The sequence below is a fragment of the Thermus thermamylovorans genome (assembly GCF_004307015.1).
GTDB classification, from domain to species: Bacteria; Deinococcota; Deinococci; order Deinococcales; family Thermaceae; genus Thermus; species Thermus thermamylovorans.
In genome coordinates, this window is the sequence record NZ_SIJL01000002.1 from 93,045 (window position 1) to 110,840 (window position 17,796).

General features: G+C 68.2%; 17 protein-coding genes. 7 read left to right on the plus strand and 10 right to left on the minus strand.

Translation table 11 applies throughout. From position 1 onward, the window contains the following. Positions 1-3: 3 nt before the first annotated feature. The 7 genes from ETP66_RS02025 to gcvPB all read left to right on the plus strand — a co-directional run bounded on the left by ETP66_RS02025 (position 4) and on the right by gcvPB (position 8,807). Positions 4-1,806, plus strand: coding sequence for an NAD-dependent malic enzyme (locus ETP66_RS02025; protein WP_130840137.1), 1,803 nt, complete (start codon positions 4-6; stop codon positions 1,804-1,806). A gap of 4 nt (positions 1,807-1,810) precedes the next feature. Beyond that, the gene (locus ETP66_RS02030) at positions 1,811-2,695 is read left to right on the plus strand and encodes a DNA double-strand break repair nuclease NurA (protein WP_130840139.1); all 885 of its coding nucleotides are present in this window, start codon (positions 1,811-1,813) and stop codon (positions 2,693-2,695) included. Continuing rightward, entirely contained in the window at positions 2,695-4,419 is a 1,725-nt protein-coding gene (locus ETP66_RS02035) for an ATP-binding protein (protein WP_130840141.1), read from the plus strand. Before ETP66_RS02030 ends, ETP66_RS02035 begins: the two co-directional genes overlap by 1 nt. A gap of 78 nt (positions 4,420-4,497) precedes the next feature. Then, a complete protein-coding gene (gene gcvT, locus ETP66_RS02040) occupies positions 4,498-5,547 on the plus strand; it encodes a glycine cleavage system aminomethyltransferase GcvT (RefSeq protein WP_130840143.1) in 1,050 nt (349 codons plus the stop codon). A gap of 18 nt (positions 5,548-5,565) precedes the next feature. Then, positions 5,566-5,952: a glycine cleavage system protein GcvH gene (gene gcvH / locus ETP66_RS02045; protein ID WP_130840145.1), complete on the plus strand. Its 387-nt coding sequence runs from the start codon at positions 5,566-5,568 to the stop codon at positions 5,950-5,952. A gap of 108 nt (positions 5,953-6,060) precedes the next feature. Next, complete coding sequence (gcvPA, locus tag ETP66_RS02050; RefSeq protein ID WP_130840147.1) at positions 6,061-7,377, plus strand: aminomethyl-transferring glycine dehydrogenase subunit GcvPA; 1,317 nt, start codon at positions 6,061-6,063, stop codon at positions 7,375-7,377. Then, complete coding sequence (gcvPB, locus tag ETP66_RS02055) at positions 7,374-8,807, plus strand: aminomethyl-transferring glycine dehydrogenase subunit GcvPB (RefSeq protein ID WP_130840149.1); 1,434 nt, start codon at positions 7,374-7,376, stop codon at positions 8,805-8,807. Before gcvPA ends, gcvPB begins: the two co-directional genes overlap by 4 nt. A 46-nt stretch (positions 8,808-8,853) precedes the next feature. Here gcvPB and ETP66_RS02060 read toward each other — a convergent pair whose 3' ends face one another. The 10 genes from ETP66_RS02060 to ETP66_RS02105 all read right to left on the minus strand — a co-directional run bounded on the left by ETP66_RS02060 (position 8,854) and on the right by ETP66_RS02105 (position 17,755). Further along, a complete protein-coding gene (locus ETP66_RS02060; RefSeq protein ID WP_130840150.1) occupies positions 8,854-9,291 on the minus strand; it encodes a rhodanese-like domain-containing protein in 438 nt (145 codons plus the stop codon). Between the two features lie 35 nt (positions 9,292-9,326). Continuing rightward, complete coding sequence (locus ETP66_RS02065; RefSeq protein WP_130840152.1) at positions 9,327-10,088, minus strand: polysulfide reductase NrfD family protein; 762 nt, start codon at positions 10,086-10,088, stop codon at positions 9,327-9,329. Continuing rightward, positions 10,081-10,677, minus strand: coding sequence for a 4Fe-4S dicluster domain-containing protein (locus tag ETP66_RS02070; protein WP_130840154.1), 597 nt, complete (start codon positions 10,675-10,677; stop codon positions 10,081-10,083). Before ETP66_RS02070 ends, ETP66_RS02065 begins: the two co-directional genes overlap by 8 nt. Then, a complete protein-coding gene (locus ETP66_RS02075) occupies positions 10,677-12,980 on the minus strand; it encodes a molybdopterin-dependent oxidoreductase (RefSeq protein ID WP_130840156.1) in 2,304 nt (767 codons plus the stop codon). The genes ETP66_RS02070 and ETP66_RS02075 overlap by 1 nt, the downstream gene beginning before the upstream one ends. Continuing rightward, a complete protein-coding gene (locus ETP66_RS02080; RefSeq protein WP_130840158.1) occupies positions 12,952-13,479 on the minus strand; it encodes a TorD/DmsD family molecular chaperone in 528 nt (175 codons plus the stop codon). The genes ETP66_RS02075 and ETP66_RS02080 overlap by 29 nt, the downstream gene beginning before the upstream one ends. 155 nt (positions 13,480-13,634) lie before the next feature. Then, positions 13,635-14,231: a response regulator gene (locus tag ETP66_RS02085; protein WP_130840160.1), complete on the minus strand. Its 597-nt coding sequence runs from the start codon at positions 14,229-14,231 to the stop codon at positions 13,635-13,637. After that, the gene (locus ETP66_RS02090; protein WP_130840162.1) at positions 14,228-15,193 is read right to left on the minus strand and encodes a sensor histidine kinase; all 966 of its coding nucleotides are present in this window, start codon (positions 15,191-15,193) and stop codon (positions 14,228-14,230) included. The genes ETP66_RS02085 and ETP66_RS02090 overlap by 4 nt, the downstream gene beginning before the upstream one ends. 38 nt (positions 15,194-15,231) lie before the next feature. Continuing rightward, positions 15,232-16,116, minus strand: coding sequence for a riboflavin biosynthesis protein RibF (gene ribF / locus ETP66_RS02095; RefSeq protein ID WP_130840164.1), 885 nt, complete (start codon positions 16,114-16,116; stop codon positions 15,232-15,234). Continuing rightward, on the minus strand, positions 16,094-16,582 hold the full coding sequence (locus tag ETP66_RS02100; protein ID WP_130840165.1) for an NUDIX domain-containing protein: 489 nt from the start codon (positions 16,580-16,582) through the stop codon (positions 16,094-16,096). Before ETP66_RS02100 ends, ribF begins: the two co-directional genes overlap by 23 nt. A gap of 60 nt (positions 16,583-16,642) precedes the next feature. Beyond that, the gene (locus tag ETP66_RS02105; RefSeq protein WP_130840167.1) at positions 16,643-17,755 is read right to left on the minus strand and encodes a cytochrome c3 family protein; all 1,113 of its coding nucleotides are present in this window, start codon (positions 17,753-17,755) and stop codon (positions 16,643-16,645) included. Positions 17,756-17,796 lie beyond the last annotated feature (41 nt).

Here is a 17,796-nt window from a genome sequence, read left to right on the forward strand (position 1 = left end):
GTTGTGCCGGTCAGCCGCTATTACGACGTCAAGCGGGACGAAAGAGGCGAGCGGTATCTGGAGCCCTACGTTTCCGGCTTCCTCCTGCTGAGGCTTCCCCTCCTCAACAAGGGCACGGCCTTCACCGAGGAGGAGCGGAGGGCCCTGGGCCTGGAGGGGCTCCTTCCCCCTTACGTGAACACCCTGGAGGAGCAGAAGGAGCGCGTCTACCGCCGCTACCGCCTCATCACGAGCCCCCTGGAGAAGCACATCTACCTGCGCCATCTCCAGGACCGCAACGAGGTCCTCTTCTACGCCCTTCTGGTGGACCACCTGGAGGAGATGCTCCCCATCCTCTACACCCCCACCGTGGGGGAGGCGGTGCGGGAGTTCTCCCACATCTACCGCTACCCCCGGGGCTTCACCGCCAGCACGGGGAACATCGACCGGGTGGAGGAGGCGCTCGCGAACGTTCCCCTGGAGGAGGTGCGCCTCATCGTGGCCACCGATTCCTCGGCCATCCTGGGCATCGGGGACCAGGGGTACGGGGGCATGGCCATCGCCATCGGCAAGCTCACCCTCTACACCGCCGCAGGGGGGGTGGGGCCGGACAAGACCCTGCCCGTGGAGCTGGACGTGGGCACCGACCGGGAGGACCTCCTCACGGACCCCCTCTACCTGGGGGTGCGGCACCGGCGCCTCCGGGGAGAGGGGTACTACCGCTTTTTGGACCGCTTCGTGGAGGCGGTGCGCAGGCGCTACCCCAAGGCCCTCATCCAGTGGGAGGACTTCGCCAAAGAAACCGCCTTCACCGTCTTGGAGCGCTACCGCAAGGTGGTGCCCTCCTTCAACGACGACATCCAGGGCACGGGGGCGGTGGCCCTGGCGGGGGTGCTCTCCGCCTGCCGCCTGAAGGGGGAAAGGCTTTCGGACCAGGTGGTGGTGGTCTACGGGGCCGGGGCGGGGGGCATCGGGGTGGCCTGGGCCCTGGTGGAGGGCATGAAGCGGGAGGGCCTCTCCGAGGAGGAGGCGAAGGCCCGGGTTCTGGTCCTGGACTCCAAAGGGCTTTTGGTGGAGGGGCGGAGCATGGAGGCCTACAAGCAGCCCTACGCGCAAAGGCGGGGGCGCATCGCGGGATGGGCGTTTGCGGGTCCTTACCCCAACCTCCTGGAAACCATCCGCAACGCCCGGGCCACCGTGCTTCTGGGCCTTTCCGGCCAGGGGGGGAGCTTCAGCGAGCCCGTAGCCCGGGCCATGCTGGAAAACACCCAAAGGCCCGTGATCTTCCCCCTTTCCAACCCCACTTCCGCCTGCGAAGCCCTGCCCGATGACCTCATCTACTGGACGGAAGGGCGGGCCCTGGTGGCCGCGGGGAGCCCCTTCCCCCCGGTGNTGCCCGACGACCTCATCTACTGGACGGAGGGAAGGGCCCTGGTGGCGGCGGGGAGCCCCTTCCCCCCGGTGGGGTACATGGGGCGCACCCTCCCCGTGGGCCAGGGGAACAACGCCTTCGTCTTCCCCGGCCTGGGCCTGGGGGCGGTCTTGGCCCGGGCCCGGGAGGTCACGGACGGGATGGTCCTGGAGGCAGCCTACGCCCTTTACGACTACACGGAGGCTCACTTCCCCCACCTTCTCTACCCCCCGGTGGCCCGCCTCAGGGAGGTCTCCCCCTACGTGGCCGCCCGGGTGATGGGGAGGGCCCTCGAGGAGGGGGTGGCGGAGGAGGAGCGGGTCTTGGGCCTTTCCCTCAAGGGGCTCATGGAGTTCGTGCGCTCCCGCTTCTGGGAGCCCCGGTACCTCCCCTACCGCCCGGCCCCGGTAATCTAGGGGCATGGCCTGGCGGCTTTACGCCCTGGAGCTTCCCTTGCGGGAGGTGGAGGAGGCCCTTCCCCAGGGGAGTGAACCGGAAGCGTTCCATCCCCTGGAGGAGCCCTGGGAGGCCAAGGCCGCCCCTCCCACGCCTTGGCCAGAGCCCCTTTGCTTCCTGGATGGGCGGGAGCGGGTGGAAGCCCTGGTGGCGGAGGGGAGTAGGCTCGCCCTCCTGGGGTGCGTGGCTGCGGGAGCCGCGGTGTGGGAAGGAGGGCGGATGCGCCTTCACGCTCCCCTCGTGCGCCGGGTGGGGGTGGGATTGGAGGGGCCCCTTTCCGTGGGGGAGCTGGCCTACGGGGCGGTGCCCCCCGTGGGGGAGGGCCTCGAGGGCCTTCAAGAGGGCTTGCGCCAGGCCCGGGCTGGCCTGGAGCGGGAGCTGGCTAAGGGGTTGGTGGGGGGGCTTTTGGTGGTGGATGGGCCGGTGCGCTGGGTGCGAGAAGGCCCCGTGTTGGGCTACATCAAAACCCACTGGGCCCGCTACCTGCCCAGGGAGCAGGAGGGCCTCCTCCGGAGGCTCGTCCCAGGGGAGCGCACCCCCCTTTTCCGGGTGCGCAGGAAGGGGATGGAGCTTGCCAGCTGGTACCTGCGCCTGCCCCTTGCCCCGGAGGGGGTGCGCCCCCCGGAAAGCGGCCTCCTCCGGGTGGAAACCCCCCTCCTGGGGGACTTCCGCGCCCTGGCCGACCTTTCCTTGAGCCTCTTTCCCGCCTTGGCCTCCCACCCGTTGAAAGACCCTCGGGCCCCGCAGAACCTCCTGCCCGTGGGGGGGCTGGAGCGGGAGCTTGCCCGAAGGATGGGGAGCCGCGAGGTGGTGGGCCGCATCCTGGCCCGGTACCTGGGAGGTGGATAGTGGAGCGGATCGGTGTGGTGCTGGGCAGCCGGGAGGCCACCCCCCTGGAGTTCTGGGTGGGGGTGGAGGGGGGAGGGCTTTTGCGCCTGGACGACCTGGTGGTGGTGGAGGGCCACCACCCCAAGGTGGGCAGGGTGCGCTACTTCGGCATGGTGGACCGCGTGGCCAAGGTCCACGAGGGGGAGAGTTTTGACACGGACACCTTTTTGGCGGTGGAGGGGAAGATCCCCGTGAGCCTGGCCTACGTGGCCCACGTGAGCGTGACCCGCATCCTGCCCGAGGAGTTCTTCCCCCCGGACCCCGGCTCCCCCGTCTACCTCGCGCAAGGGGAAGAGCTGGAGCTTGCCCTCTACTACGAGGCCATGCGCAACCAGCGGGGGAGCACCAAGCTCCCCGCGGGCCTCCTCAAGAACGGGGAGGTGGCCTACCTCAACCTGGAGTTCCTGAACGGGGCAAAGGGGGGCCACGTGAACATCTCCGGGATCAGCGGCGTGGCGGCCAAGACCAGCTACGCCACATTCCTCCTCAAAAGCCTCCTGGAAAGTGGGGTCCTGGAGGAGGCCCACCAGGCCAAGGTGCTCCTCTTCAACGTGAAGGGGGAAGACCTCTTCTTCCTGGACAAGAAGAACGCCCGCCTCACGGAGGAGGCCAGGGCGGCCTATGCCCGGCTGGGCCTCCCCGCCACCCCCTTTGGCAGCGTGGCCTTCCTGGCCCCCCCCAAAAAGGAGGGGTACCTGCCGGACGTGGACACCCGGCTGGAGGGGGTCAGGGCCTACCACTGGGACCTGGTGCAGTTCGCCCAAAGGGGCCTCCTCCCCTTCCTCTTCGCCGACAAGGGGGCCCTTTCCAACCTGGGTTTCCTGGTGGCCCACGTGGCGGAAAAGCTCAGGCGGCTGGCCCAGGGGCAGAAGGGGCCGGCCCTCCTGGTGGAGGACTGGCCAGGGGAGGATCTGCCCGAGGGCATCACCTTCGACGCCTTGGGCAAGGTGCGCCTCAAGGGCTTTGCCGAGCTCGTAGCCTACCTGGAGTTCAAGCTCCTGGGCCCGGAAAGCGGCGAAGGGGAGGGGGACCGGGCCTGGACAGCCCGCCAGGCCCGCCCCACCCTCGAGGCCTTCGTGCGGCGCCTGCGGGCCAGCGTGGAAGGGGTGGGCCACCTCCTCCGGGGGGACCGCCCCGGGAACCCCCCGGACCCCCTGAAGGGGGAGCAGGTGCACGTGGTGGACCTGGCCAAGCTCCGGCCCCAGGCGCAGATGTTCGTGGTGGGCGCTCTCCTCAAGGACCTCTTCGAGCGCAAGGAGCGGGGCCAGTACCGGGGCCAGGTCTTCGTCGTCCTGGACGAGCTCAACAAGTACGCCCCCCGGGACGAGGAAAGCCCCATCAAGGACGTCCTCCTGGACATCGCCGAGCGGGGCCGCTCCTTAGGGGTGATCCTCATCGGGGCGCAGCAGACGGCGAGCGAGGTGGAGCGCAGGGTGGTGGGCAACGCCGCCATCCGGGTGGTGGGCCGTCTGGACGCCGCCGAGGCCGAGCGGCCCGAGTACCGCCACCTGCCCGCCTCCTTCCGCCAGCGGGCCCTCATCCTGCCTCAGGGGGCGGTGATCCTCTCCCAGCCCGAGATCCCCGTGCCCCTCCTCGTGCGCTTCCCCTTCCCCGCCTGGGCCACCAAGCGGGAGGAGGTCCTGGAGGACAACTCCGCGGAGGCGCTCAGGCGGGAACTCTTCTGACGCCTCCTGGGGGTGGCAGCTGGGCCGCGCGAGGAACCCACGGGGAGGCCTCCGTCCTGGGGGTAAGATGGCCTTGCCATGAAGAAGACCCCACTTTATGAAGCCCACCTGCGCCACGGGGGGCGCCTGGTGGGGTTCGCGGGCTACGCCCTGCCGGTGCAGTACGCCTCCATCCGCGAGGAGCACCTTTCGGTGCGCCGAGGGGTGGGGCTTTTCGACGTGAGCCACATGGGGGAGTTCCTTGTGCAGGGTCCTGAGGCCCAGGCCTTCCTCCAGTGGGCCACGGCCAACGACGCCGCCAGGCTGAAGGTGGGCCGGGCCCAGTACTCCATGCTCCCCAACGCCCAGGGGGGTGTGGTGGACGACATCTACCTCTACCGCCTGGGGGAGGAGGCGTACCTCATGGTGGTGAATGCAGCCAACATCGCCAAGGACTTGGCCCACCTCCAAGGGTTGGCCCGGGGTTTCCGGGCGGAGCTCCAGGACGTTTCCGAGGCAACGGCGCTCTTGGCCTTGCAGGGGCCCAAGGCGGCGGAGCTTTTGCAGGGCCTCACGGATACCGACCTGGCCACGAAGAGGAAAAACGATGTCTGGGAGGCCCAGGTGGCGGGGAGGCCCGCCCGGCTGGCCCGCACCGGGTACACGGGGGAGGACGGGTTTGAGCTCTTCTTGGCCCCCGAGGATGCCGAGCCCGTCTTCGAAACCCTCCTGGAGGCGGGGGCTACCCCTTGTGGCCTCGGGGCCCGGGACACCCTGAGGCTGGAGGCGGGCTTTCCCCTTTACGGCCACGAGCTCACCGACGCCACCAACCCCTTGTGCACCCCCTGGGCCTGGGTGGTGAAAAGGGAAAAGGACTTCTACGGCAAGGGGGCCCTGCTCGCCTCTCCTTGCCAGGAAAAGCTGGTCGGCCTGGTGCTGGAGACGGGCATCCCCCGGGAGGGCTACCCCGTGCTTTCCGGGGAGGAGCGGGTGGGCCGGGTGACGAGCGGGGGCTTCTCGCCCCTTTTGGAAAAGGGGATCGCCCTCGCCTACGTGGGGCAGGAGGCGGGGGAGCCCTTCTTCGTGGAGATACGGGGCAGGCTGGTACGGGCTTCCCTTAGCCCCCTGCCCTTCGTGCCGCTAAAATAGCGGGGGTTAGGAGGCGCCATGGACATACCCAAGGACCGCTTTTACACCAAGACCCACGAATGGGCCCTGCCCGAAGGGGACACGGTGCTGGTGGGTATCACCGACTACGCCCAGGACGCTTTGGGGGACGTGGTCTACGTGGAGCTTCCCGAGGTAGGGCGGAAGGTGGAAAAAGGCGAAGCGGTGGCGGTGGTGGAGAGCGTGAAGACCGCCTCCGACATCTACGCCCCCGTGGCCGGGGAGGTGGTGGAGGTGAACGCCGCCTTGGAGAAGACCCCGGAGCTCATCAACCAGGACCCCTATGGGGAGGGCTGGATCTTCCGCATCCGCCCCCTGGACATAGACCACCTGGACGACCTCCTGGACGCGGAGGGGTACCAGGAGGCTTTGGAGGGTGAGGCCTGAGGCCATGGCGGCCCGGGGGCTTGGCCGGGTCCGGCGCCTAAGGGGTCGGCAAGCCCCCTCTGTGGCCCCGGGTCAAATGGCCCGGGGCCTTTGTTTAAGGATGGGAGTATGGACTACGCGCCCCACACGGAAGAGGAGATCCGGGCCATGCTGGAGAAGGTGGGGGCGGAAAGCCTTCAGGACCTTTACCGGCACCTGCCCGAGGAGATCTTGAACCCAGGGATCGCCTTGCCCGAACCCCTGCCCGAGTGGGCGGTCCTGGAGGAGCTAAACCGCCTTGCCGCGAGGAACCAGCCCGCCCACAGGGCCTTCTTAGGCGGGGGGATCCGTAGCCACCACACCCCCCCGGTGGTCCAGGCCTTGGGCTCCCGGGGGGAGTTCCTCACCGCCTACACCCCCTACCAGCCGGAGGTGAGCCAAGGGGTCTTGCAGGCCACCTTCGAGTACCAGACCATGATCGCCGAGCTTGCGGGCCTGGAGGTGGCCAACGCCTCCCTTTACGACGGGGCTACCGCCTTGGCGGAGGGGGTGCTCCTGGCCCTCCGGGAGACGGGCAGGATGCGGGTCCTGGTCTCCCAGGGGGTACACCCCGAGTACCGGCAGGTGCTGGGGAGCTACCTCGAGGCGGTGGGGGCGGGGCTCCACACCCTGCCCCTGGAGGGGGGCCGCACCCCCTTGGGGGAGGTGCCCGAGGGGGTGGGGGCGGTGGTGGCGCAAAACCCCAACTTCCTGGGGGCCCTGGAGGACCTCTCCCCCCTGGCGGAGGCCGCCCACGCCGCGGGGGCGCTTTTCGTGGTCGTGGCCGACCCCCTCTCCTTGGGGGTGCTCAAGCCCCCGGGGGCCTACGGGGCGGACATCGCCGTGGGGGACGGGCAGAGCCTGGGGCTGCCCATGGGCTTTGGCGGGCCCCACTTTGGCTACCTGGCCACGAAGAAGGCCTTTGTGCGCCAGATCCCCGGACGGCTGGTCTCGGAGACGGTGGACGCGGAGGGGAGGCGGGGCTTCATCCTCACCCTCCAGGCCCGGGAGCAGTACATCCGCCGGGCCAAGGCCAAGAGCAACATCACCACCAACGCCCAGCTCACCGCCCTCATGGGGGCCATGTACCTGGCGGCCCTGGGGCCAGAGGGGCTTAAGGAGGTGGCCCTGCAGGGGGTGGCCATGGCCCACCGCCTCCGGGAGCTTCTTCTGGAGATCCCGGGGGTGGAGCCCTTTACCCCGAAGCCCTTCTTCAACGAGTTCGCCCTGAGGCTTCCCAAGCCCCCCGTGGAGGTGCGGCGGGCCCTGGCCCAAAGGGGCCTCCACGCCGCCACCCCCGTGCCCCGGGAGTACGGGGAGAACCTGGCCCTCTTCGCCGCCACCGAGCTGCACACGGAGGAAGACCTCCTCCGGCTTAGGGACGCCCTCAAGGAGGTGCTGGCATGAGCTTTCCCCTGATTTTCGAGCGGAGCCGCAAGGGCAGGCGGGGCCTGAGGCTCGTGAAGGGGGTGCCCCCCGCGGAGGACCTCCTTCCCCAGGAGTTCCTGCGGCCAAGCCCCCCCCGCCTCCCCGAGGTGGACGAGCTCACCCTGGTGCGCCACTACACGGGGCTCTCCCGCCGCCAGGTGGGGGTGGACACCACCTTCTACCCCCTGGGGAGCTGCACCATGAAGTACAACCCCAAGCTCCACGAGGAGGCCGTAAGGCCCTTCGCCCACCTCCACCCTTACCAGGACCCGGGGACGGCCCAGGGCGCCCTGGAGCTCATGTGGCAGCTTGCGGAGTACCTGAAGGCCCTCACCGGCATGGACGCCATCACCCTGCAGCCTGCGGCTGGGGCCCACGGGGAGCTCACGGGGATCCTCATCATCCGCGCCTACCACGAGGACCGGGGGGAAGGGAAGACCCGCAGGCTCGTCCTGGTTCCCGACTCCGCCCACGGCTCCAACCCCGCCACCGCCAGCATGGCGGGCTACGGGGTGAAGGAGGTGCCCTCGGGGCCCGACGGGGAGGTGGACCTCGAGGCCCTGAAGCGGGAGCTCGGCCCCCACGTGGCGGCCATCATGCTCACCAACCCCAACACCCTGGGCCTTTTTGAGCGGCGCATCCTGGAGATCTCCCGCCTGGCCAAGGAGGCCGGGGTCCAGCTCTACTACGACGGGGCCAACCTGAACGCCATCCTGGGCTGGGCCCGCCCCGGGGACATGGGCTTCGACGTGGTCCACCTGAACCTGCACAAGACCTTCACCGTGCCCCACGGGGGCGGGGGACCGGGCTCGGGGCCGGTGGGGGTGAGGGCCCACCTGGCCCCCTACCTGCCCGTGCCCACGGTGGAGCGGGGGGAGGAGGGCGTTTACCTCAGCTTTGACCGCCCCAAGAGCATCGGCCGGGTGCGGAGCTTCTACGGGAACTTCCTGGCCCTGGTGCGGGCTTGGGCCTACATCCGCACCCTGGGCCTTCCGGGCCTCAAGCGGGCCGCGGCCCTCTCCGTTCTCAACGCCCGCTACCTGGAAGAACTCCTCAAGGAGAAGGGGTACCGGGTGCCCTACGAGGGGCCTTGCATGCACGAGTTCGTGGCCCAACCCCCCCAGGGGTTCCGCGCCCTGGACATCGCCAAGGGCCTTTTAGAGCTCGGCTTCCACCCCCCTACGGTCTACTTCCCCTTGATCGTCAAGGAGGCCCTCATGGTGGAGCCCACGGAGACCGAGAGCAAGGAGACTCTCGAGGCCTTCGCCGAGGCCATGGGGGCCCTCCTGCAAAAGCCCAAGGAGTGGCTCGAGGGCGCCCCCTACTCCACCCCCGTGCGCCGCCTGGATGAGCTCAGGGCCAACCGGCAGCCCAAGCTCACCCACTTCGACGAGCCGGGTCTTCCCTAGGGGAAAAGGGGGCGGGGCTAAAGGCCCCGCCCCCGCCTACTTCCATCTACCTCACCACGGGAAGCCCCGCGGCCTTCCAGGCGTCCAGCCCGCCGCTGATGCTTTGGACGTTGTAGCCTTGGCCCCGCAGGAAGACCGTGGCCATGGCGCCCCTGTGGCCCACCTTGCAGTACACGATCACCGGCTTGCCCTTGGGCACCTCACCGATGCGCCGGGGCAGGTCGCGGATGGGGATGTTCACCGCTCCCTGGATCCGCTCCGCCTGGAACTCGCTGGGCTCCCGCACGTCCAGGAGGAAGACGTCCATGGCGTCCATCTGCTGCTTGGCCACCGCCGGGGCCATGGCGTAGAACCCCGCGGGCAGGGTGGAGAGGAAGTTGCCTACCTCCCGCACCGTCATGGCGGAGAAGGTGGCCGTAGTGGCCTGGGCCAGAACCGGAAGGACCAGAAGGAGACCGAGCCAAGCGAACCTGTAGCCTTTCATCCTACACCTCCTTTGCGCTCAAGGGGTAAGACCCCTTAAAGGCCAAGACCTTGCCACTGCCCCACCATTGCCAAAAGGGCCCGTAGGCCTGCTGCCGCCAAGAAGCCCGCCCAAGGAGCAAGCCGCTCCCGCCAGAAAACCCCCAGGCCCAGGAGGAGGATGAGGCCGTAGAGAATCCCCCCCTCTTCCCACAGGTGCCCCCGGGCCTCGGGGCTTAAGGTGAGGGGGTAGAGGAAGGCCAGGAGGAGGGAAGCCCCGAGAAGGAGCCGCAAGGGGTAGAGGGCCCAGACGCCCCGGAGGAGGGCCGCCACCCCCAGGGTGAGGGCTAGAGCGGTGAGGGGGAAGATCCCCGCCATGAGGGCGTTCCAGAGGGGACGGCCCGCGTTCACCGCCAGGGCCATCCCCGGGTAGGCCAGGGCTACCAGGCTGCAGAGGAGCAGGGCCCAGGCCAGGGGCTTCCGCGGCCCCCTGCCCAGGTAGAGGAGGCCGGAGGCGAGGAAGCCCAGGGCCAGCCCCCAGGCTCCCCACCAGATGGGGCTTGCCGGCTGGAAGGAGAGGAAGAGCCAGGCGTGGCTAAAGCGGAAGCGGGCCGGGGATTCCGCCCAGAGGACGAAGAGGTCCAGGGCGATGAAGAGGAGGGCGAGGAGGGTGTAGCGCCGCGCCTCCTCGTGCCCCTTGAGGTGGAGGAGGGCGGCGAGAAGGGCCATCCCCCCCGCTAGCCCCACCAGCACGAAATGGAGGGCGTTGGTCCAGTGCCAGAACTCCCCCGCGTTGGGGAGGCCGTAGAACTCAGTCATGGCGCACCTCCTTCACCTGCCGCTCCTGGGTGAGCCCCCGCTTGGAGGGGGCGTTGAGGTAGAAGAGCTTAGGCCTGGTGCCCAGCTCCGGCCGAAGCACGTCCACCCGCCCCGCCTCCCGCAGGGCCCGGGAAACCGGGCTTTCCGGGTCGTCCAGGTCGCCGAAGGTGCGGCAGAAGGTGGGACAGGTTGCCACGCAGGCGGGCGCCTGGCCCCTTTCCAGGCGGTGGGCGCAGAAGGTGCACTTCTCCACGTAGCCCGCGGGGTGCAGGTAGCGGGCGTCGTAAGGGCAGGCGGCGATGCAGGCCCCGCAGGCGATGCACCGCCTGGGGTCCACCAGGACCAGCCCGTCCTCCCTCTGGTAGCTTGCCCCCGTGGGGCAGACGGGGACGCAGGGGGGGTTTTCGCAGTGCAGGCACTGCTCGGGGCGGAACTCCACGGTGAGGTCCGGGTAGGCCCCCACCTCCCGCTCCCTTATCCAGAGGTTGAAGACCCCTGGGGGCACCTGGTTTTCCATCTTGCAGGCCACCGCGCAGGCGGCGCAGCCCACGCAGAGGCTAAGGTCTATGGCCATGGCGTACCGGGGCATCACGTCCTCCTTTCGTCAAAGGGCCGCTTGGCCAAGGCGGTGAGGGAGGGGAGCCTGGGGCGTTCTGCCTTCTCTAGCCGGACGAAGTTCACCCTTAGGCCCGCCCCGCCGGAGATGGGGTCCAGCTTGTACCGGGTCTGCAGGTAGTTGTCCGAGGCTCCCCGGCCGTGGGCCACCTTCATGAGGGGGGCCTTGTGGCCGAAGCCGTGGACGATGTAGACGCAGTCCTTGCGGATCCTCTCCGTGGCCTTCACCCGCACCGGGCCCTCCTTGACCCCGTCCTGGTTCACCAGGGTCACGTAGTCCCCGTTCTTGAGCCCGAGCTTCTGGGCTTCCTCTCGGTGGATCCAGACCTCGTTTTCCGGGTCCATCTCCATGAGGATCCAGTTGTTTTGCGTGCGGGCGAAGGTGTGCACGGGGCTTCTGCCGTAGAGGAGGCGATAGTGGCCCTCCGGGGGCTCCTCCGGGGGGGTGAAGACGGGAAGGGGCTGGTGGCCCGCCTCCTTGAAGGCCTGGCAGTAGAGCTCGATCTTTCCCGAGGGGGTGCCGAAGGGGAGGCGGCCTTCCCGCTCCCAGTCCTCCAGCCAGGGCCGGCCCCGCTGCACCAGGGTGCCCATGCCCTTCAGGGTTTCCAGGTCGAAGCCGATGGCCTGCAGGCGGGTGTCCAGGTACTCCTCGATGGTCTGCCAGGGGAAGAACTCCTCCAGGCCCAGCCTGAGGCCCAGCTCCCGGGCGATCCACCAGCCGGGCTTGGTGTCGAAGAGGGGCTCGTGGGCGGGGACCCGGAGCTGGATGAAGGGCCGCTGGTGGGCCACCAGGACGAAGTCGTCGTAGCGCTCCAGGTAGGTGGCCTCGGGCAGGATCACGTCCGCCCACATCACGTGCTCCTGGGGCAGGACGTCGATGGCCACGTAGAGGTCGAGCTTCCGGAGAGCCTCCTTGGTGCGGGGTACGTTGGGGATGGAGTGGAAGAGGTTCACCCCGTAGGCGAACAGGCCCTTGATGGGGTAAGGCTCCCCGGTGATCATGGGCTCGATGAGTTCCTGGATGGCCGTGGTGCGGGCGAAGAACTTGCCCTTGTCCGCCCTGGGGCGGAAGCCCTCGGGTTCCGCGTCGCCCACCGCGGGCCCTGCGCACCCCCCGGCCGCGGGCTTGAGGGGAAGCGGCGGCGTGGGGTATTCGGGGAGGAAGGGGCTTTGGGCGATGTAGAAGCCGCCCGGCCGCCCGTAGTTCCCCAGGAGCACGTTCACGTAGAGGAGGGCCATCACCCGGTAGGTGTCGTCCCCGTACCAGGTGTTGTGCCGGGTGGGGGGCAGCACCGCCTTAGGCTTGTGGGCCGCCATCTCCCGGGCCACCCGGCGGATGGTTTCCGCGGGGATTTCCGTGTGCCCCTCGGCCCACTCGGGGGTGAAGTCCTTCACGTGGGCCTTGAGCTCCTCGAAGCCCGTGGTGTACTTCTCCACGTACTCTTTGTCGTAAAGGTTCTCGTAAATGAGCACGTGGATCCAGGCGAGGAGCAAAGCGGTGTCCGTGCCCGGCTTGATGGGAAGCCAGAGGTGGGCCTTGGCCGCGGCGGTGGAGTGCCGGGGGTCCACCACCACCAGCTTGGCCCCCCGTTTCAGGGCCAGGGCGAAGTCCTGGAGCTGGGTGTTGTGGGTGTCCTCCCCGATGTGGTGGCCGATGAGGACGATGTAGCGGGCGTTTTCCCAGTCGATGGGCTCGTGGCCGCCGATGGGACGGCCGAAGACCCACTGGGCGGCCACCTCCCGGGGAGCGGTGCAGAGGGATACGGAGGGCTTGGCGGCGTTGGGGCTGCCCCAGGCGGCGGGCAGGAAGTCCACGAACCAGTAGTCTCCCGTGCCGTGGCCGAAGAAGGCGATGGCCTCCGGGCCGTACTTCTCCTTGATCTCCAGCATCTTCTTGGCCACGTAGTCCAGGGCTTCCTCCCACGTGGCCACCCGGTACTTGCCCTCGCCCCGCTCACTCCCTTCCACCCGGATCAGGGGCCGCTTCAGGCGGTCGGGGTCGTAGGTGGTCTGGGGCGCCCCTTGGCCCCGGGGGCAGAGGCGGCCCCGGCTTTTGGGGTTGGCCTCGTACCCCTCCACCTTGTAGACCCGGTTGCCCACCGCGTGGGCCACGATGCCGCAGCGCCAGAAGCACCCTTCGCAGATCTGGTAGACCGTCCGCACCTCCTGGGCGTACCAAGGGGTCTTTAGGGCCCTCGCGGGGCCGCTCCCCTTGAGGGCCAGGGCCCCTACCCCCACGCCCAGGGCGCTAAGCTTGAGAAACTCCCGTCTTTGCATGGATGGCCTCCTCCAACAGGCCCACCAGCGTGCCGTAGAAGCCGGTGGGGTCGTGGGCCTTTACCGCCTGACCGAAGCGCCCCAGCCAGGGGCCCAGGAACTCCTCCAGGAGCCTTCGGGCCAGGTCGGGCCGACGGGGGCCCAGGAGGGCTATAGCCTCCCCCAGGGCCGCCAGGTGGTCGGGCAGGTCCCGCCAGGACTCCTGCACCTCGAGGCCCCCCTCCCGGTAGACTGCCAGGAGCCGGTGGAGGGAAGGGCCGAGAAGCTCCCCGTCCAGGGCGTAACCGGCGTAAGGGGGAGCGGGGACGCCCCTGGGATTGGCTACAAAAAGGGCGGTGTAGGCGGCCTGGAGCTCCTCTGGGGGCACCCGAGGCAGGACCACGGGGTGGCCGGTAAGCTCCTCCAAGGCCTCCTCCAGGGTTCCTGCCCCAAACCCTCGGAAGAGGGCCTCCCCCGGTGGTGCGAAGAGGCTTGCGGTAACCCAGCCCAGGAGTTCCATCGCGCACCTCCTGGTTCCAAGCTAGAGCTTGCCCTCTCTTTCACAAGACGGAAGGGTTTACCGCTTCCTGTCGGAAGGGATCCTAAGGCAAATGTCCTTGGGAAAAATGTCCCGAGTGCCCACCCGGGGTCTACCCTGCCCGGGAGGGGAGGCCGTCAGGCCAGGCCGTGCTCCCGGGCCCAGCGCACCAGGTCCGGCGTGTCCATAAGGCCCAGCTTGTTCAGGGCCCGCTGCTTGTAGGTGTAGGCGGTCTTTACGGAAAGCCCCAGACGCTCGGCGGCCTGGGAAAGGGTGTAGCCATGGGCGAGGAGCGCTACCACCGCCTTTTCCCGTTCCGAAAGGGCCTCGGGGCCGGGCTCGGCCTGCCCATCCAGGAGGGCCTCGGTGAGGCTCGGGTGCAGGTAGCGCAGGCCCCGCCTCAGGCGCTCCATGGCTTCCAGGAGCTCCTGGTCCAGGGCGTGCTTAGGGAGGTAGCCCCGGGCTCCGAGCTGAAAGGCCCGGGCCACGTAGGCGGGCTCGTCGTGCATGGAGACCACCAGCACCTTGGCCCGCTTGGCCAGCTCCGGGAGGGCCTCGAGGCCCCCCATCCCCGGAAGGTTCAGGTCCAAAAGGACCAGGTCCGCCTCCCAGGGGGCGGCCAGGGCCTCCTCGGCGGTGGCGAACTCCGCCACCACCCGGTGCCCCCCCTCCTCCAGGAGGAGGCGGAGCCCTTTCCGGACCAGGTGGTGGTCCTCCAGGAGCACCACCCTCATAGGGGCACCCCGAACTCCACCCGTGTTCCCTGCCCCGGGACGGAGTGGACCAGGAGGCTTCCCCCCAGGCCCTGGATGCGCTCCTGCATGCCCAGCATCCCTACGGAGGCCGGGGTCTTCTCCGGGTCAAAGCCCACCCCGTCGTCCGCCACCACCCCGAAAAGCCGGTCCCCTTCCCGCCACAGGCGCACCTGCACCCGCTGGGCCTGGGCGTGGCGCAGGGTGTTGGTGAGGGCCTCCTGCACCACCCGGAAGAGGGCTACCTCCTTCTCCTTGGGCAGGGGTGGGATCTCCAGATGAGCTTCGACCTCCACCCCTCCCTTGCGATACTCCTCTAGATAGCGTTTGAGGGCTTCCTTAAGGCCCAGGTCGTCCAAAAGTGGCATGCGGAGCTCTCTAGAGAGCCTCCTGACCTCCTCCAGGGCCTCCGCCACACGCCTCCGGGCCTCGGCAAGCTGTTCCGGCCGCCTTTCTGCCACCTTCAGGGTGAGGAGAGCAGCGGTGAGGAGGCTGCCTACTCCGTCGTGGAGTTCCCGGCCCACCCGGCGCCTTTCCTCCTCCTGGGCCCAAAGGAGCCTTCCCGAAAGCTCCAGCCCGGGGCGCCTTAAGGCCAGGAGGAGGAGGGCAGGGAGGGCTTCTGGAATTTTCTGACCCAATTCTAACTTTAGCACCAACACGGCCAAGGTTCTGCTCCCTTGCCGCAGGGGCAGGGCCACGAAACCATCCCTTTCCACCCGGGTTCCCTGCCGTAGGGCTTCCTCCGCCAGGGCCCGGGACCAGGGTGCTAGAGAGCAGTTCGCGCGGCAGGCTTGCATCTGCAATAAGGAGAGGCTCTCTCCCACCCAGTAGGCCTCGCCGCAGCGGATAACCCCCGCCTCCTCCAGGGCAGTAAGGGCCCGGCGAAAAACCTCCTGTCGTCCCCGGGCCTCGCTTAGAACCTCGGCCAGACGGGTGCAGTCCACGGTTCCAGCCTACGCCCGCCTTGGGGGGAAAGGTGTCCCTAGAGGCCAAAGTAGGCCCGGGCAGCCATCACGTCCCTGGCGATCTGGGCCTTGAGTTCCTCTGGGTTGGCGAAGCGCTTTTCCTCCCGGAGGTGTTTCAGGAAAGACACACGTACCTCCTCCCCGTAAAGCTCCCCGGCGAAACCCAAGAGGTGGACCTCAAGCCGCCGTTCCCCTCCGCCCAAGGTGGGCCTGGTACCCACGTTGGCCACCCCCCGGTAGCGGCCGAAAGCCCCCTGGGCCTCCACCGCGTAGACCCCGGGGGGGAGGACCTTCTTGGGATGGACGGCCAGGTTGGCGGTGGGGAAAGCCAGCCTCCGCCCCAGCCCATCCCCCTCCACCACCACCCCGTAGGCCCCGTAGGGGCGGCCCAGGAGGTGGCGGGCTTCTTCTACCCGGCCCTCCTGGAGGAGGGCCCGAATGTGGCTGGACTTCACCGGTTCCCCCCCCAGGGTGAGGAGGGGGACGGTGCGCACCGGGGCCACCTGCGCCAGGTCCTCCGGGCCCCCCCTCCGCCCCTGGCCGAAGCGGAAGTCCTCCCCCACGTGGATGCGGCTGGCCCCCAAAGCCCTCAGGTCTTCCAGAAACTCCTCCGCCCGCCTCCTGGCGAAGGTTTCGTTGAAGGGTACGGCCAGGATCAGCTCTACCCCCAGGGCCCTTAAGGCCTCCACCTTTTCCGTGAGGTCCATGAGGAAGCCCTCTCCCCGGGTGAAGACCTTGGCGGGGGGGTCGAAGGTGTAGACCAGGAGGGGTTCTTTCAAGGCCTTGGCCTCGGCCAGGGCCTGGCGAAGGAGGTGCTGGTGGCCCAGGTGCACCCCGTCAAAGGAGCCCACGGCCACCACCTTGGGCCCCTGGGGTACGTCAGCGACCTCGGAGAAAAGCATGGTGGTAGAGGATCCCTACGATCCCGGTGGCCGAGAATTCCACCTGGCCCCGGCGGTGAAGCTGCAAAGCCCTCTCCGGTTCCAGCCAGACCACCTCGATCCTCTCGTCCTCGTCGGGAGGGGCTTCTGCTACCCTCAGGTTCTCCGCCAGGAAGACGTGGGTCTTCTCATCGGTGAACCCGGGGGAGACGAAGTAGCTGAAGAGGGGGGTGAGGTCCCCGGTGAGGCCCGTTTCCTCGGCCAGCTCCCGCCTGGCGGCCTCCAGGGCATCTTCCCCGGGTTCAATAAGCCCCGCGGGGATCTCCAAGGGGGCGAGCCCCACCGCCGGGCGGTGCTGGCGCACGAAGAGCATCTTCCCATCCCGCACGGCCAAAATGGCTACCGCCGGCTTGTGCTCCACGATCTCGTAACGGCCTTCCAGGGCCAGGCTCAGGATGCGGCCCCGGTAGAGATAGGTGCGCTCCACGGCCCCATCTTAAGGGAAGGCCCCGGGGCGTGCTCCGGGGCCTGTGGTGAGAGCGGGGAGTTACTTCAGAGCTTCCAGGGTGGCGGTAAGGACTGTATAGGTGTAGGTAGGGTTGTGCACTCCTCTGGCTCCCCCGTACTTCAGGAGGAGGTAGTTCCAGGCAGCCCGCACCACAGGGTCTCCGGTGGGAAACACAGGCTGCCCTTCCCCGTCTCGGATATCTCCTAGCTGGCTGATGAGTTCCCTACCGTCTTCCAAGACGAGCCGCAAGGCGATTTGTCCCGCTGCCGAAAGGATTTCTACCCTCCTTACCCGTCCCTCCACGGCCACGTTGGGGGTAAACTGCCCTGTTTCTGGGTTGTAGGCCCGTACCGTCCTGATGCGGTTGGAGACCGCTGCTACCCGCTGGCTGATGCGGGCCTCTACCTGCTTCATCAGCTGTTCAAAGCCTTGGGCCACCATCTCCCGCTGGAACTTCGGACCATGGCAGGAGGTGCAAAGGTTTTCTGGGGCCTTAAAGGTGTGGCTGGTGTACTCCTCCCGGGTGAGCCGCATGTGGCAAGTAACGCAGGAGCCACCAGTGAAGTGGGCGTGGGGGTTCAGCCATTCCTGCGTGTCGTCCACGAAGTAGGCGTTCTTGCCCAGAAGCACATCGCCCTGGGCAGAATAGTGGGGGGAGGTGTAGCGTCCGTGATCGGCGGCATTCCAGCTGATCTTCCCTTCGCGGGTGCTGTGACAAACCATGCACAGGGCGCCCGCACCCACCGCACTGGCCTGGAAGCCGGAGGGCAGTACCGGGGTGTTGTTGACCACGCGCAGGTTCCAGTCCGCGTCATGGCAGGTTTGGCAGGTAATGGGTCGGACGTCGGCCTGGGTGAGGCCCAAAGATCGCAAGTGCTCCACCGTGGCGAGCCTGCCGTCGGGTCCTACCAGATGACCAGGATTTCCCTGCTTTAACTGCTCTAGCCAGGCCAAAAAGCCCTGCTCGCTGTGGCAGCGGGCACAATGGCGGGTTCCCTCTCCCCGGATTTCCACGGGAACCTGCTGGAGGGTTTGGGAACCCATTTCCCTGTTGTTGTGGGGGCTTTCCGCCCACTCCCGGGGAATGGTGGATGCGCTGAAAGAAGCCAACAGCAGAATCGAAAACAGAGAGGCCAAAACGGTTTTTTTCATGGTTACCTCCCTTGGTTGTGGGTAGTGTTTACCCCAACTAT